Source organism: Pseudomonas sp. NPDC089401 (assembly GCF_044749485.1).
Taxonomy (GTDB): domain Bacteria; phylum Pseudomonadota; class Gammaproteobacteria; order Pseudomonadales; family Pseudomonadaceae; genus Aquipseudomonas.
Window position 1 is genome coordinate 184,467 of sequence record NZ_JBIVIA010000011.1, and the last position, 14,745, is coordinate 199,211.

A 14,745-nucleotide genomic window follows, 5' to 3' on the forward strand; every position below is an offset into this window, starting at 1 on the left:
TTGGCGGTCAACTGATGGCGAAGAGCTTGTCGAAGTTGGAGATGGCGAGGATCTTGCGCACGTCGGAGCCGGCATTCACCACGCTCACTCTCGAGTCGTCGCCGCCAGCGTGGTCACGCAGCAACAGCAGCATGCCCAGCGCCGAGCTGTCCAGGTAGGTGGTGTCCTTCAGGTCGACGACTACAGACTCCGGCTTTTTCGCCTGGCGCTCGTAGGCGTCGCGAAATTCCTGATGCTTGCCGAAATCGAAGCGCCCCTTGATCTTGATCGTGAGCTTCTTGTCGTCCTGCGAAAAATTTGTCTCGACTGCCATGCTAGCGATTCCTTCGATGATGGCGAATGCAACTCTTCAAGGTTTAGCAGGTGGTTGCCGGGGTGGCAAGGCAGACATGCACCGGCCCTTTCGCGGGTGAACCCGCTCCTACAGGGGCCATCACAGGCTTGTGGGAGCGGGTTTACCCGCGAAGGGGCCGGTGCAGCTAAAGCTGACCTTGCCTGGGCAAGCGCTGCGACAGTTCATCGAGCAAGCGCTGCTCGCGCTTGTCCTCGAGCCGCCGAGCTTCTTCGATATAGCGCCGCACCAGCTTGCGCAGCCCCTCGACCCGCGCATAGGCCTGCTGCCAGGTGCCACGGGCGTTGTTCAGGTTGTTCTGGTGCCACATCAGGCTCTGCCGCTGCTGGGTCATGGCGGTTTCCAACTGGGCCAGGAAGCGCTGGTAATTGAGCAGCCAGCTGCCATTGACGCCCTGCCCGCCGCGGTTGATCCATTGCTGCTGGTAGCCCTCGCGAAAGCTTTCCAGCTCGGCCAGCTTGGCCTGGGCCTGGTTGACCTGCTGCTGGAAGTGGCCCACGCGCTGGGCAGCCTTGCGCTCGGCTTCCTCGGCCATGTCGACCACCGGAACCAGGCGCGCGGCGCGGCTGGGCATGCTCATGGCTTATCCGCCGCTGCCCGGCGGCGTGAAGATCGCCCCCAGCTCGCTGCGGCTCTGGGCCATGCCGACGTTCTCGTCCAGGCCCTGGCGCAGGAAGTCCACCAGCTTGGGCTGCAGGGCGATGGCCAGGTCGGTTTCCGGGTCGCCACCCGCCACGTAGGCGCCGACGCTGATCAGGTCGCGACTCTGCGACAGGCGCGACCACAGCTGCTTGAATTTCTGCGCCTGGCGCAGGTGGTCGGCATCGACCACCTGGGGCATGACCCGGCTGATCGAGGCTTCGATGTCGATGGCCGGATAGTGGCCTTCCTCGGCCAGCCGGCGCGACAGCACGAAGTGGCCGTCGAGCACGCCGCGCGCCGAGTCGGCGATCGGGTCCTGCTGGTCGTCGCCTTCGGACAGCACGGTATAGAAAGCCGTGATCGAGCCCCCGCCCGGCTCGCCATTGCCAGCGCGCTCCACCAGCTTGGGCAGCTTGGCGAACACCGACGGCGGGTAACCCCGGGTGGCCGGTGGCTCGCCGATGGCCAGGGCGATCTCGCGCTGGGCCTGGGCGAAACGGGTCAGCGAGTCCATCAGCAACAGGACGTTCTTGCCCTTGTCGCGGAAATACTCGGCGATGCGCGTGCAGTACATGGCCGCACGCAGGCGCATCAACGGCGCATCGTCCGCCGGCGACGCCACCACCACCGAACGCTTGAGGCCCTCCTCGCCAAGGATGTGCTCGATGAACTCCTTCACCTCGCGGCCGCGCTCGCCGATCAGGCCGACCACGATGATCTCGGCTTCGGTGAAGCGGGTCATCATGCCCAGCAGCACCGACTTACCCACACCGGTACCGGCGAACAGGCCCAGGCGCTGGCCGCGGCCGACGGTGAGCAGGCCATTGATGCTGCGGATACCGACGTCCAGCGGCTTGCTGATCGGGTCGCGATTGAGCGGGTTGATGATCGGGCCGTCCATCGGCACCCAGTCCTCGGCACGCATGCCGCCCTTGCCATCCAAAGCCCGGCCGGCACCGTCGAGCACCCGGCCCAGCATGCTCATGCCCATCGGCAGGCGGCCGCTGTCGTCCAGCGGCACCACGCGCGCACCCGGGGCGATACCGGCGATGCTGCCGACCGGCATGAGGAACACCTTGTTGCCGGCAAAGCCCATGACCTCGGCTTCGACCTGCACCGGGTGATAGCTGTCGTCGTTGATTACCAGGCAACGCCCGCCCACTGCGGCGCGCAAGCCTTCGGCCTCGAGGGTGAGGCCGACCATGCGCAGCAGGCGGCCTTCGACCACCGGCTGCACGGGCAGCTCGATCGCCTCGGCATAACCGCCCAGGCGCTTGCCGAAGCTGGTGCGTTCAAGGCGCATCTTGGCTTTCCAGTTCGACCGACAGGTCCGCCGCCGCCGGGTGCAAGGCCTGGTCGTGGAGCTGGTCGAACAGCTGCGCCACGGCCTTCTCGATGCGCGTTTCCATGGTCGCGTCGATACGGCTGTGCAGGGTCTCGATGCGGCAGCCGCCCGGCAGCATGGCTTCGTCCTCGAGCAGCTTCCAGCTCTCCTCGTGGCGTTCGCGCAGGGCCTTGGCCTGCTCGAAATCCTGCGGATTGAGGTGGATGCGAATGTTGTCGGCGCCCATAGGCAGCAGTTTCAGCGCCTCGCGCAGCACCTGGGTGATCTGGCTGGAATCGGTATGCAGCTCGCGGCCGATGACCTGGCGGGCCATGTGCGCCACCAGGTGCACCATGCTGCGTTCGATCTGCGTGTCCTGCTCGGCAATCGGCTCCAGCAGGTGGCCCATCAGCTGCTCCAGGCTGGCCAGCTTGGCGCCGAGGGCCTCTTCGGCCTCCTGGCGCACTTTCAGCTGGGTGCTGTGGAAACCTTCGCGCTCGCCGGTGGCGAAGCCTTCGTTGTAGGCCTCCTGGCGGATCGCTTCGAGCTCTTCGAGGGTCAGCGGCTGGACTTCCTCCAGCGGCACTTCCTCGACTTCTTCCTCGATGATTTCCGGCTCGGGTTCCGGCTCGGGCTCAGGCTCGGGGTCGAAGCTGGGCAGCGTCCAGATGTCGACGCCCTCGAGGTCGCGGGCACGGATCAGGTCGCTGGGATGGAGTTCTTTTGTGGGCATGCTGTGCTGTTCTCTAAAGCCTGTTCAGCCAACGCCGACCCCTGTGGGAGCGGGTTTACCCGCGAATGCGTCGGCAGCGGCAACCGCGCCCTCCCAGGCTGACGCCTTCGCGGGTAAACCCGCTCCCACAAAGGGCACGTCAGCCGGAAGAACACATTGACCTTAAATCATTTCCTCGGCGCCCTTGCCGCCAAGCACGATCTCGCCGGCCTCGGCCATGCGGCGGGCGATGGTGAGGATTTCCTTCTGCGCGGTTTCCACGTCGCTGACGCGCACCGGGCCCTTGGCCTCGAGGTCGTCGCGCAGCAGTTCGGAGGCACGCTTGGACATGTTCTTGAAGATCTTGTCCTTGACCCGCTCGTCGGCGCCCTTGAGCGACACCACCAGCACGTCCGAGGACACCTCGCGCAGCAGCGCCTGGATACCCCGGTCGTCGACGTCGGCCAGGTTGTTGAAGACGAACATCAGGTCTTCGATCTGCTCCGACAGGTCGGTGTCGATCTCGCGGATCGAGTCCATCAGTGCACCTTCCACCGAGCTGTCGAGGAAGTTCATGATGTCGGCGGCGCGCTTGATGCCGCCCAGGGTGGTGCGCGCGGCGTTGGAGTTGCCCGAGAACTGCTTCTCGAGGATCTGGTTCAACTCCTTCAGTGCCGCCGGCTGCACGGTGTTCAACGACGAGACGCGCAGGATGATGTCCAGGCGCACCTTGTGGTCGAAGTTGCTCAGCACTTCACCGGCCTGGTCGGGGTCGAGGTAGGCGACCACGATGGCCTGGATCTGCGGGTGCTCGTAGCGGATCACGTCTGCCACGGCACGCGGCTCCATCCACTTGAGGCTGTCCAGGCCGCTGGTGTTGCCACCGAGCAGGATGCGGTCGACCAGGCCGTTGGCCTTGTCCTCGCCGAGGGCCTGGTTGAGCATCTTGCGGATGTAGGCGTCGGAGCCGATGCCCAGGCTGGTCTGGTCGCCGACCACCTCGACGAACTCGCTCATCACCTGCTCGACCTGCTCGCGGTGCACGGTGCCCATCTGCGCCATGGCCACGCCGACCCGCTGCACTTCTTTCGGGCCCATGTGGCGCAGCACTTGCGCAGCATCGGTTTCACCGAGCGACAGCAGCAGGATCGCTGCCTTGTCGACGCGGCTCAGTTTGGCGGTGATGGCTCGATTGTCACTCATCGGCGTTGATCCACTCTTTCACGACCTGGGCCACGCGGCCCGGGTCTTCGGCCACAAGACCTTTGATTGCGTTGAGCTGTGCTTCGTAACCCTCGGTCGGGCTAGGCAACAGAATGCTTGACGGGCCACCCAGGCTGACACGGTCGTTGGCCAGTTCGCCATCCAGACCGATCATCCCGCCCAGCTCCATGTCGCTGTCCGTGGCAGCCTGCTTGCCGCCGCTGGTGATGTTGTTGAGCACAGGGCGCAGCACACCGAACACCAGCACCAGGATGAACACCACGCCCAGCACCTGCTTGACGATGTCCCAGAACCACGGCTGCTGGTAGAAGGCGATATCGCCGATCTCCTCGCCACGCTCGGCGGAGAACGGCACGTTGATCACCGTCACGCTGTCGCCGCGGCTGGCGTCGAAGCCGACTGCGTCCTGCACCAGGCGGGTGAAGCGCGCCAGGTCTTCGGCGCCCCACGGGGCACGGGTGCTTTCGCCATCGGCGCCGACCTTGACCTGGTCGTCGACCACCACTGCCACCGACAGGCGGGTCAGGCGACCCTGCTGCTGGCGGGTGTGGCTGATCGAACGGTCCAGCTCGAAGTTCTTGGTGGTTTGCTGACGCTTGTCGGCCGGGTACGGCGCCAGCATCGGCTGGCCGGTGGCCGGGTCCATGATCTGCTGGCCGTTGGCATCCACCAGCGGCTGGCCAGGCTGGATGGCCGAGGCCGGGGCAGCGGCGCCACCGGTGGTCTGCGGTGCCGAGGCAGGGCCTGGTGGCTGGTTGCTCAGCGCACCCGGGACACCTTGCGGGCCGGAGCTGCTGGAGCGTTGTTCGTTGACCGACTGCTCGCTGCGCAGGGCCGGCTGGTCCGGGTTGAACTGTTCGGAGGTCGACTCGACCGCGCTGAAGTCCAGGTCGGCGGACACTTCGGCCTTGTAGCGGTCGTTGCCCAGCACCGGCTGCAGGATGTTGTGCACGCGCTGGGTGAGCAGGCTTTCCATGCGGCGGCTGTAGTCGAACTGCTTGCCGGCCATGGTCAGGGCATTGTCCTGCAACTGGTCGGAGAGCAGGTTACCCTTCTGGTCGACCACGGTGACCTGGGACTTGTCCAGTTCCGGCACGCTGGTGGCGACCAGGTTGACGATGGCCATGACCTGGCCCGCATCGAGAGAACGGCCCGGGTACAGCTCGACCAGCACCGAGGCGCTTGGCTTGCGTTCGTCACGCACGAACACCGAGCTCTTCGGGATGGCCAGGTGCACGCGGGCAGCCTTGACGTTGTTCAGGCTGGACACGGTACGCGCCAGTTCGCCTTCCAGGCCGCGGCGGTAGCGGGTGGCTTCCATGAACTGGCTGGTGCCCAGGCCCTGGTCCTTGTCGAGCAGTTCGAAGCCGACGTTGCCATCGCTCGGCGCCACGCCGGCGGCTGCCAGTTTCAGGCGCGCACGGGAGAGGTCGTCGGCCTTGACCAGCAGAGCGCCGGAGTTGGGCTCCACGTTATAAGGGATATCGGCAGCGGCCAAGGTGTCCATGACCTGCTTGGTATCCATGCCGGCCAGGCTGCCGTAAAGCGGCCGGTAGTCCGGCTGCTGCGACCACAGCACCACGGCGAAGCCGATCGCCACGCTGGCGGCCAGGCCGACCAGCAGGCCGACCTGACGCAGCATGGGCATCTGCGAGATGTTTTCCAGGAACGCCATGCCGAACAGCGGCGGCTTGGACCCTGGCGCACCACCGGTCTTGGCGGGGGCGTTATCGACGACTGCTTCAGCCATGACTTACTTCCGTCCTCAAACCGGCATCTGCATGATGTCCTGGTACGCCTGGACCAGCTTGTTGCGTACCTGGGTCAGCGCCTGCATGGACACGCTGGCTTTTTGCGAAGCGATCATCACGTCGGTGATGTCGACGCCGCTCTTGCCGATCTCGAAGGCATTGGCAAGCTGGTTCGACGCCTGCTGGGTCTCGCTGACCTTGCCGATGGCCTGGCCCAGCATGTCGGCGAAGCTGCTCTGGCCCGGCGCCAGTTCAGGCGCAGCAGTGGCTTTGGGCAGCGACATGGCATCGGCCTGCATGGCCCGCATGTCCAACATCAGACGATTGAATTCAACACCTTGGCTCATGAACTTCTCTCTCCGGCGGCCGCATTTTTTTGACACTCATGCAGCGGATAACCCTGAGCTAGCAACACGTGTGCCAGCCCGCCCGTAAACATATAAATGAATGCTTCAGCCGTACAGGCTGGCCTCGACATCCAGCCCCGCGTCACGCATCTGCGCCAGCTTGTAGCGCAAGGTTCGCGGGCTGATACCCAGCTTTTCGGCCGCTTCCTTGCGGCGCCCACGCTCGGCGCGCAGGGTGTCGATGATCATCTGGAATTCGTGGCGACGCATGTCGTCGCCCAACCCGCCGGCATCACCTGCCGCCTCGACAGCGACGGGCGATGCCATAGCCGGAGTCGTGGCCGACAAGGGAATGGCGCCTGCCAGACAGAAATCCGCCGCCTCGATCACCCCACCCTGCTGCAGGATCAGCGCTCGCTGCAAGGCGTTGTCCAGCTCGCGCACGTTGCCCGGCCAGGCGTGCGCCTGCAGGCAGCTGCGCGCCTCGGCGGACAACCGCACCGGCGCGTGCTTCATCTTCGCCACATGGCGCGCCAGCAGGCGCTCGGCCAGCGGCAGGATGTCGCCGCTACGCTCGCGCAGCGGCTGCCAGGCCAAGGGGAATACCGACAGGCGGTAATAGAGGTCTTCGCGGAAGCGCCCTGCCGCGACCTCCCCCGCCATGTCACGGTTGCTGGTGGCCAGCACGCGGATATCGAGGGCGATCGGCTTGCGCCCGCCGACCCGCTCCACTTCGCGCTCCTGCAATACGCGCAGCAGCTTGGCCTGCAGGCCGAGGGGCATCTCGGAAATCTCGTCGAGCAGCAGGGTGCCGCCTTCGGCCTGCTCGAACTTGCCCGCCTGGGCGGCGATGGCGCCGGTGAAGGCGCCCTTTTCGTGACCGAACAGGGTGGCTTCGAGCATGTTGTCGGGAATCGCCGCGCAATTGATCGCGACGAAGGGCTGGGCCGCCCGCAGCGACTGCTGGTGGATGTAGCGCGCCAGCACCTCCTTGCCGGTGCCGGACTCACCGGAGATCAGCACCGTGGAGTCGCTGCGCGCGACCCGCGCGGCCAGCTCCAGCAACTGCCGGCTGGCCACCTCGCAGGCCACCGGCCCCTCATCCTCGCCCGCCCCCAGGCGGCCCGCAGCATGGCGCTCGACAAGGCTGAGCAGCGCCCTGGGCTCGAATGGCTTCACCAGGTAATCGACAGCGCCCTGGCGCATGGCTTCGACGGCGCGCTCCACCGCGGCATGCGCGGTCATCAACAGCACCGGCAGCTGCGGCTGGAGCCGGCGCAGCTGCGCCAGCAACTGGTGGCCATCCATACCCGGCATGTTCACGTCACTGACCACCAGGCTGTAGGCCTGCTGCCCGACCGCCTCCAGCGCATCCTCGGCACTGCCGACCGCGTGGTAGGCGAAACCGCCGATCTCCAGGGTATCGCCCAGCGCCTGGCGCAATACGCGGTCATCCTCGACCAGCAGCACCTTGATTGCCATTACACGACCTCCGCTGGCTGCCCGTCGATCAACGGCAGTTCAACGGTTACACAGGTGCCGCGCCCAAGCTTCGAACGCAACGCGAACACGCCCTGGTGCGCGCGCACCACGGCCTTGACCACCGCCAGGCCGAGCCCGGTGCCGGTGGCCTTGGTGGTCAGGAACGGCTCACCGAGCCGCCCTAGCAGCTCCGCGTCGATGCCACTGCCAGCGTCGCTGATGTTCAGGTACAAGGTATTCGCGCGGCGGAACAGGTGCACCTTGAGCCGCGCCTGGCCTTCGCTGGCCTGCAGGGCATTTTCGATGAGGTTGAGCAAGGCGCCGACCAGGGTGTCGCGATTGCACAGCAGTTCGCCGAGCTGACTGTCGCACTGCCAGCGCACCGCATGCCCTTGCACATGGGGCTGGGCCGCTTGCTGCAGGGCCTGGAACAAGCCCCTGGGCGTCAACCGGTCACTCAGCGGCAACTCGCCACGGGCAAACACCAGCATGTCGCGCACCTGGTGCTCCAGCTCGTGCAGGCGCTCCTTGAGGCTACCGGCGAAGCGCTGGCGGGTTTCTGGCGCGAGCTCATGCCCGCTGTCGGCCAGATGGCTGGCGTAGAGCATGGCCGCCGACAGTGGCGTGCGGATCTGATGGGCCAGCGAGGCGACCATGCGCCCCAGCGACGACAGGCGCTCGTGTCGCGCCAGCTGGTCCTGCAGGCGACGGGTTTCAGTCAGGTCGTTGAGCAGCACCAACTGGCCGGGCTCGGCATCCAGCGAACGGGTGGCGATGGACAGGCGGCGACCGTCGCGCAGCGACACCTCGTGACCGTCGTCCTTGCGCGGCGAAAAGCTGCGGGCGATCACCTGGCGCCACAGCTGGCCGACCAGCGGCTCGCCGAGCAACTCGCACGCCGCCGGGTTGGCTTCGCGCACCAGGCCCTGGTCGTCGATCACGATTACCCCGCCGGGCAACAGGTCGAGCAGGTTCTGCAGGCGGTTGGCGAGGCGCTCCTTCTCGTTGAGCTCGGCCATGCGCTGGGCGCCGACCACCGCCAGCTCGCCCTTCAGCTCGCTGACGCGGGCCTCGAGCATGCTGTAGGACTGGTTGAGCTGGGAAGACACCTGGTTGAACAGGGCGAACGCCTGCTCCAGCCCTTGTCGACTTTCCTGTTCGACCGGGGTACGCCCCTGCGGATCGGGGACCTTGGAAAAGTGGGCGGCCTGGGGCATCGTGCTCTCTCGCGTGGCTGACCGTCATAAAAACGGTGTGGTGCCAGCGGTGTAGCAATAGCCGTGCCGGGGATGGGGGTTTGCGGTTTTCAGGCCTGGCCTCTTCGCGGGTGAACCCGCTCCCACAGGGACTGCACAGGATTTGAGTCTTGTGAGATCCCTGTGGGAGCGGGTTTACCCGCGAAGAGGCCGGCACAGGCGGAATCAGTCCTCCGCCTGGTCCTCGCCGCCCTGGCGGCTCATGCCGTACTTGCGCATCTTCTCGACCAGGGTGGTGCGGCGGATGCGCAGACGCTCAGCCGCCCGCGCCACGATACCGTTGGCATCGTCCAGCGCCTGCTGGATCAGGCCCTGCTCCAGGCTGCCGAGGTAGTCCTTGAGGTCCAGCCCTTCAGGCGGCAGCATGGCGTGGTTGGCGAAGTTCGGCGTGTGGCCGTTGATCGCCACGCGCTCCTCGAGGTCGCTGCGCAGGCTGTCGACCAGCTGCTCGTCCTCGTCGTCGATGTAGCGGAATTTCTTCGGCAGCTCCGACACCCCGATCACCCCGTACGGGTGCATGATCGCCATGCGCTCCACCAGGTTGGCCAGCTCGCGGACGTTGCCGGGCCAGCCATGACGGCACAGCGACATGATCGCGGCGGAATTGAAGCGGATCGAACCGCGCTTCTCGTGCTCCATCCGCGAGATCAGCTCGTTCATCAGCAGCGGGATGTCTTCCACCCGCTCGCGCAACGGCGCCATCTCGATCGGGAACACGTTGAGGCGGTAGTACAGGTCCTCGCGGAAGGTCCCGTCCTCGATCATGGTCTCGAGGTTCTTGTGGGTCGCGGCGATGATGCGCACGTCGATGCTCTGGGTCTTGTTGCTGCCCACGCGCTCGAAGGTGCGCTCCTGCAACACGCGCAGCAGCTTGACCTGCATCGGCAGCGGCATGTCGCCGATTTCGTCGAGGAACAGCGTACCGCCGTTGGCCAGCTCGAAACGCCCGGCGCGGCTGGTGATGGCCCCGGTGAATGCACCTTTCTCGTGGCCGAACAGTTCGCTTTCCAGCAACTCGGCCGGGATCGCCCCGCAGTTGACCGGCACGAACGGCGCTTCGCGGCGCTTGGAGTGGTAGTGCAGGTTGCGCGCCACCACTTCCTTGCCGGTGCCGGACTCGCCGAGGATCAGCACGCTGGCATCGGTGTCGGCCACCTGCTGCATCATCTGCCGCACATGCTGGATGGCACGGCTGGTGCCGACCAGGCTGCGGAACAGGTTGGGCTCGCGCTGGCGCCCGCGCTCACGGGCCTGGTCGTACATTTCGCGGTAGACCTGGGCCCGGTGCAGCGAATCGAGCAACTGGCTGTAGCTGGGCGGCATCTCGAGGTTGGACAACACCCGACGACGCAGCTCTTCCGGGTACTCCGCAGAAGAGATTTCGCCAATCAGCAACACCGGAAGGAACTCATCCCAGGCGGCCACTGTCTTAAGCAACCCGAGCACACCGCCCGGCGCATTGACTGTACCGATGAGCACACAGAGCACTTCACGACTGGAAGACAATGCCTCGACCGCCTGCTGCCAGTCCTGGCTGGAGCACGGGAGGTTGTCTTCGCCGAGAAAGTTCAGGACCACCGCCAGATCGCGGCGGCGGGCGCTGTCGTCATCGATCAGGAGAATCTTGGTTTCACGCCACATGCAATAGCAACTTCCCTAGTCATATCGGCGCCCGAAGGCGTGCTCGACATCATTCTGACTGAATGGTCAGTGGTCGGACGTCTTTAATTCGCAAACAGCCACTAGTAAAGTCAAAAAAAAGCATACAGTCAAATTAATGGCGCACTACTTTCCGGACATCTGCTGTCAGCTGAACAGATGGTATACCTTGGCGGCGTTTTTCGCCTGACGGATTTGCGTCATCTCGTCGACTATCGATTGACGTTCGCCACTTGCAACGTCGATTAATTGCCGGTAGACCTCGAGCAATTGCTCAAGGCTGTCGCGCACATCCGCCTCCTGGCCCTGGGCTTCACCCAGCACATCGTTGATGCGCAACCGGCATTCCAGGTCCAGTTCGCCCACGGCGTCCCAGTCGCGCTTCTCCAGCGCCGTCAGCAGCAGCTGACGGGTCTGCTCGATACGGGTGATCACATCGCTCATGTCTTCCTCCTTGCTCAGGAAGCCGACGACTGGTCGCCGATGGCGTCCCAACCTTCCTTCACGGTAATCAGCAGGCGTGCCACTTCATCGATGATGGCCGGGTCACTGGTGACGTTGGCCTCGATCAGGCGACGGCTCATGTAGGTGTACAGGCTGTCCAGCTCGGCCAGGCTTTCTGCATGGTTTTCCAGGTCCAGGCCTTCGCGCAGGCCACCGATGATATCGATGGCCTTGCCGATCAGGATGCCCTTCTGGGCCACGTCCTTGCGGGCAATCGCGCCCTTGGCCTGGGCCATGCGATCGAGGCCGCCCTGCATGAGCATCTGCACCAGACGGTGCGGGCTGGCTTCGGATGTCTGCGCCACGCCGTTGACTTTCTGGTACTGCCGAAGGGCCAACATCGGGTTCATGAATCTACCTCGTTGCAGCGGAAAAGGTTGCTTGTACCCTGTGTATCGCCGAGACGTCAAAAAACTTTAGCGGCAAAACGAAAAAGCCCGGCGCGTCTGCTGACGCTGCCGGGCTTTTGTCGTTTCTACTGCTCTGGGATGCCGATCAGGAGTTCTTCGCCTGGGCGTTCAGGGCATCGAACACCGACTTGATCTGGTTGGCCTGGGCGTTGAGCTTGGCTACCGCGGTATCCATCGCCACGAACTTCTTGGTCAGCGACTCGGTCAGCGACTCGGTACGACGGTCCAGCGCCAGCTGCTGGTCGGCGAGGTTCTTGGCAACCTTGTCCAGGCTGGCCTTGCGCGTGGCCAGGCTGCCGTCGGTGGCGTTGTACGGGTCGATCGCCTTGTTCATGCGCTCGAAGATACCGTTAGTGCCGGTGAACAGCTCCTGCACCTCGGAACCCAGCTTCTTGTCGCTCATCGCGGTATTGAACTTGGTGGAGTTGAACTCCAGGGTGCCATCCTTGGTGGTGTTGATACCCAGCTGGCTCAGGGTGGTCAGCTGATCGCCCGACCCCACTTCCGAGAGCACCTTGCGGATATCGTTGAGCAACGAGCGCGTGGTCGGGTCGTTGGTCAGCGGGCCGAGCACCAGGTTGTCATCACTGTCGCGCGAGGTCGAGGTCAATGAGGTGATGGCGGTCTGCAGAGTGTTGTAGGCATCGACGAACGACTGGATCGACTTCTGCAGGCCATCGCTGTCGGCCGCCACGGTGACGCTGGTACCGGTGGTGCTGCCGCTTGGCGTGGTGCCAGTGAGCTCCAGGGTCATGCCGCTGATGGCATTGTCGATGGTGTTCTTGGCACTGGTGATCTTCAGGCCGTCGACGGTCAGCTCAGCGTCCTGGGCCAGGGCCGAGATGTAACCCGCGCCGGTACCGCTCATCTTGGTGGTGCCATCGATTTCCAGCTCGGGAATACCCGAGAGCGAGAGATCGCTGCCGGCGCCAGTGGTGGTGGAGCTCAGCACCAGGCGCGCGCCGCCCTCACCGTTGACGATGTTCGCCGAGACGCCCTGAACACCCAGCTCCTTGTTGATCTGGTCACGCACGCTTTCCAGGGTCGCACCGCTGGCGATGTCGACCTTCCAGGAGTTGCCGCCCTGGCTGACGGTCAGCTCGCCGGCAGTGATGGCCGAGGTCGAGCCACCGGCAAACGACTGGCTGGCAACCTTGGAACCGGTGGCCAGCTTGTTGACCATGATGTCATAGCTGCCGGCTACCGCCGTGTTGTTCGCGGTCACCTTGACCACCGACTCGTTGGCCGACTTCGCCGCATAGGCGTTGAACGACGGCTTGGTGGAGTCGTTGAGCTTCTTCATGGCGTCCTGGAACGCCGTGAGGGCACTGCGCAGCGAGCCCACACCCGAAATCATGGCGGAGTTGTTGCTGGTCTGCCGGGTGATCTGCGCCTTTTTGGCGGCAGTATCGGCGGAGACCAACGCGGAAACCATGTCGGTGATGTTAAGACCAGTACCTTGACCGATACTGGAGACCAGTGTGCTCGCCATACCGTTATCCCTCTTTCTGAAACGTCAGCCCTGCTGCGCAAGACTGACATGAATCCTGCCGTTATGGCATTCGCCGCCGATCAGACCTTGGCGTCGAACAAAAGACTGCTTGCATCACTCAGGCTATTGGCAATCCGCAACGCCTCTTCCGAGGGCAATTGGCGAATCAGCTCTCCCGTCGCGCTGGCAATGACCTTGACCACGACCTGGCCGGACTGTTCATCCGTGGAAAACTCCAGGTTGCGCTTGCTGTCACTGAGAAACTTCTCGATCTGCGAAACAGCGTTCTTCACCTTTTCGGCTTCTTTAGACTGTTCGGCAGCGGTAACTTTCTTCGGTTCCACTGTCGTGCTGCTGCTCGGCTGTTCGGCCGAATGGGCAGCCACCGGCTTGTCGGCGACCGGGGCGGTCGGTCGAGCAGCCGGGTAGGACAGGTTATTATTGACGCTCATGTCCATGACTTACCACCTCGCAATGAAAAGACGGGGAAGCGCCTCAATGTGCACTCCCCCGTCGGTCACCATCAGCGATTACTGAAGCAGCTTCAGTACGGCGGATGGCAGCTGGTTGGCCTGGGCCAGAACCGAAGTCGACGCTTGCTGCAGGGTCTGCTGCTTGGTCAGCTGGGCAGTTTCAGCAGCGAAGTCGGTGTCCTGTACACGGCCACGAGCAGCTTCGGCGTTCTCGTTGATGTTTTGCAGGTTGTTGATGGTGCTAGTCAGACGGTTCTGCGAAGCACCCAGGTCAGCACGAGTGGTGTTGATGTTTTGCAGGGCGCCGTCGATGGCCGAAATGGCTGCAGCGAAGTTGGTCTCGGCATCGGCACTGTCGGTACCCAGAATGTTGATGGTGCCGGAGTCCACGCCCAAGGTGGTAGCATCCATGTTGTCGCTGAGGGTAACGACGATTTGGTTTTCGGTGCCGCCGTTGGAACCGACCTGGAAGGTCATCGCACCAGCAGTACCATCCAGCAAGTTCTTGCCGTTGAGCTGGGTGCTGGAAGCGATACGGGTAAGTTCGTCCGACATCTGGGCGAACTCTTTGTTCAGCGCGATACGGTCATCGGCACTGTTCGAGTCGTTTCGAGCCTGAACAGCCAGTTCACGCATGCGCTGCAGAATGTTGGTCTGCTCTTGCATCGCGCCTTCAGCGGTCTGGGCGATGGAGATACCGTCGTTGGCGTTTTTGATAGCCATGGTCTGACCACGGATCTGCGAGGTCATGCGGGTAGCGATCTGCAGGCCGGCGGCGTCGTCTTTGGCGCTGTTGATTTTCAGGCCGGAGGACAGACGGGTCATCGAGGTGCTCAGTGCATCGGAAGCACGGTTCAGGTTTTTCTGAACGCCCAGAGAGGTGGTGTTGGTGTTAACGGTCAAAGCCATGACGAATTCCTCGTAAGTTGGGTACTACGGCTTCCGGCCTTGGCAATTCGCCGGGTGTGGCACAGAGAACCTTCGTAATAGTTATCTTCGTCACGGCGGGTTTCTTTAGCGGATTTTCGAAAAAATTTGCTGGCATCCTGCCAGCCCAATTAAATCAAGGAGTTGACGCCAGATTACAGGCGCCAGCTACCAGCAGAATAGAAAAGAA

15 protein-coding genes are annotated in these 14,745 nt (G+C 63.9%); all 15 read right to left on the reverse strand.

Annotated elements, in window-relative coordinates; translation table 11 throughout:
* Window positions 1-7: 7 nt before the first annotated feature.
* Window positions 8-313, reverse strand: coding sequence for an STAS domain-containing protein (locus ACIP21_RS23165; RefSeq protein WP_400692601.1), 306 nt, complete (start codon window positions 311-313; stop codon window positions 8-10).
* 166 nt (window positions 314-479) lie between these two features.
* Complete coding sequence (gene fliJ / locus ACIP21_RS23170) at window positions 480-932, reverse strand: flagellar export protein FliJ (protein ID WP_400692604.1); 453 nt, start codon at window positions 930-932, stop codon at window positions 480-482.
* Between the two features lie 3 nt (window positions 933-935).
* A complete protein-coding gene (fliI, locus tag ACIP21_RS23175) occupies window positions 936-2,297 on the reverse strand; it encodes a flagellar protein export ATPase FliI (protein ID WP_400692606.1) in 1,362 nt (453 codons plus the stop codon).
* On the reverse strand, window positions 2,287-3,051 hold the full coding sequence (gene fliH / locus ACIP21_RS23180) for a flagellar assembly protein FliH (protein WP_400692609.1): 765 nt from the start codon (window positions 3,049-3,051) through the stop codon (window positions 2,287-2,289). The genes fliI and fliH overlap by 11 nt, the downstream gene beginning before the upstream one ends.
* Window positions 3,052-3,213: 162 nt before the next feature.
* Window positions 3,214-4,233, reverse strand: coding sequence for a flagellar motor switch protein FliG (gene fliG, locus ACIP21_RS23185; RefSeq protein WP_400692611.1), 1,020 nt, complete (start codon window positions 4,231-4,233; stop codon window positions 3,214-3,216).
* Window positions 4,226-6,004: a flagellar basal-body MS-ring/collar protein FliF gene (gene fliF / locus ACIP21_RS23190; RefSeq protein WP_400692614.1), complete on the reverse strand. Its 1,779-nt coding sequence runs from the start codon at window positions 6,002-6,004 to the stop codon at window positions 4,226-4,228. The genes fliG and fliF overlap by 8 nt, the downstream gene beginning before the upstream one ends.
* A gap of 15 nt (window positions 6,005-6,019) precedes the next feature.
* The gene (gene fliE, locus ACIP21_RS23195; RefSeq protein WP_400692617.1) at window positions 6,020-6,352 is read right to left on the reverse strand and encodes a flagellar hook-basal body complex protein FliE; all 333 of its coding nucleotides are present in this window, start codon (window positions 6,350-6,352) and stop codon (window positions 6,020-6,022) included.
* Between the two features lie 105 nt (window positions 6,353-6,457).
* Window positions 6,458-7,834 (reverse strand): sigma-54-dependent transcriptional regulator, encoded by a 1,377-nt coding sequence (locus tag ACIP21_RS23200; RefSeq protein ID WP_400692620.1) that lies wholly within the window; start codon window positions 7,832-7,834, stop codon window positions 6,458-6,460.
* Entirely contained in the window at window positions 7,834-9,051 is a 1,218-nt protein-coding gene (locus ACIP21_RS23205) for a sensor histidine kinase (protein WP_400692622.1), read from the reverse strand. The genes ACIP21_RS23200 and ACIP21_RS23205 overlap by 1 nt, the downstream gene beginning before the upstream one ends.
* 204 nt (window positions 9,052-9,255) lie before the next feature.
* Window positions 9,256-10,731, reverse strand: coding sequence for a transcriptional regulator FleQ (gene fleQ, locus ACIP21_RS23210; protein ID WP_400692625.1), 1,476 nt, complete (start codon window positions 10,729-10,731; stop codon window positions 9,256-9,258).
* A gap of 165 nt (window positions 10,732-10,896) precedes the next feature.
* The gene (locus tag ACIP21_RS23215) at window positions 10,897-11,193 is read right to left on the reverse strand and encodes a flagellar protein FliT (RefSeq protein ID WP_400692628.1); all 297 of its coding nucleotides are present in this window, start codon (window positions 11,191-11,193) and stop codon (window positions 10,897-10,899) included.
* A 14-nt stretch (window positions 11,194-11,207) separates the two neighbouring features.
* Window positions 11,208-11,603, reverse strand: coding sequence for a flagellar export chaperone FliS (gene fliS, locus ACIP21_RS23220; RefSeq protein ID WP_400692630.1), 396 nt, complete (start codon window positions 11,601-11,603; stop codon window positions 11,208-11,210).
* A gap of 145 nt (window positions 11,604-11,748) precedes the next feature.
* Window positions 11,749-13,155, reverse strand: a complete 1,407-nt coding sequence (fliD, locus tag ACIP21_RS23225) for a flagellar filament capping protein FliD (protein WP_400692633.1) — start codon at window positions 13,153-13,155, stop codon at window positions 11,749-11,751.
* 80 nt (window positions 13,156-13,235) lie between these two features.
* A complete protein-coding gene (locus ACIP21_RS23230; protein ID WP_400692635.1) occupies window positions 13,236-13,613 on the reverse strand; it encodes a flagellar protein FlaG in 378 nt (125 codons plus the stop codon).
* A 72-nt stretch (window positions 13,614-13,685) separates the two neighbouring features.
* A complete protein-coding gene (locus tag ACIP21_RS23235; protein ID WP_400692638.1) occupies window positions 13,686-14,537 on the reverse strand; it encodes a flagellin domain-containing protein in 852 nt (283 codons plus the stop codon).
* Window positions 14,538-14,745 lie beyond the last annotated feature (208 nt).

Bases quoted from the DNA above. Each gene is read 5' to 3' on its own strand.
- fliE (WP_400692617.1), bottom strand. From the start codon at position 6,352: ATGAGCCAAGGTGTTGAATTCAATCGTCTGATGTTGGACATGCGGGCC.
- fliF (WP_400692614.1), bottom strand. From the start codon at position 6,004: ATGGCTGAAGCAGTCGTCGATAACGCCCCCGCCAAGACCGGTGGTGCG.
- fleQ (WP_400692625.1), bottom strand. From the start codon at position 10,731: ATGTGGCGTGAAACCAAGATTCTCCTGATCGATGACGACAGCGCCCGC.
- fliI (WP_400692606.1), bottom strand. From the start codon at position 2,297: ATGCGCCTTGAACGCACCAGCTTCGGCAAGCGCCTGGGCGGTTATGCC.
- fliJ (WP_400692604.1), bottom strand. From the start codon at position 932: ATGAGCATGCCCAGCCGCGCCGCGCGCCTGGTTCCGGTGGTCGACATG.
- ACIP21_RS23235 (WP_400692638.1), bottom strand. From the start codon at position 14,537: ATGGCTTTGACCGTTAACACCAACACCACCTCTCTGGGCGTTCAGAAA.
- ACIP21_RS23205 (WP_400692622.1), bottom strand. From the start codon at position 9,051: ATGCCCCAGGCCGCCCACTTTTCCAAGGTCCCCGATCCGCAGGGGCGT.
- ACIP21_RS23215 (WP_400692628.1), bottom strand. From the start codon at position 11,193: ATGAGCGATGTGATCACCCGTATCGAGCAGACCCGTCAGCTGCTGCTG.
- ACIP21_RS23165 (WP_400692601.1), bottom strand. From the start codon at position 313: ATGGCAGTCGAGACAAATTTTTCGCAGGACGACAAGAAGCTCACGATC.
- fliH (WP_400692609.1), bottom strand. From the start codon at position 3,051: ATGCCCACAAAAGAACTCCATCCCAGCGACCTGATCCGTGCCCGCGAC.
- fliD (WP_400692633.1), bottom strand. From the start codon at position 13,155: ATGGCGAGCACACTGGTCTCCAGTATCGGTCAAGGTACTGGTCTTAAC.
- ACIP21_RS23230 (WP_400692635.1), bottom strand. From the start codon at position 13,613: ATGGACATGAGCGTCAATAATAACCTGTCCTACCCGGCTGCTCGACCG.
- ACIP21_RS23200 (WP_400692620.1), bottom strand. From the start codon at position 7,834: ATGGCAATCAAGGTGCTGCTGGTCGAGGATGACCGCGTATTGCGCCAG.
- fliS (WP_400692630.1), bottom strand. From the start codon at position 11,603: ATGAACCCGATGTTGGCCCTTCGGCAGTACCAGAAAGTCAACGGCGTG.
- fliG (WP_400692611.1), bottom strand. From the start codon at position 4,233: ATGAGTGACAATCGAGCCATCACCGCCAAACTGAGCCGCGTCGACAAG.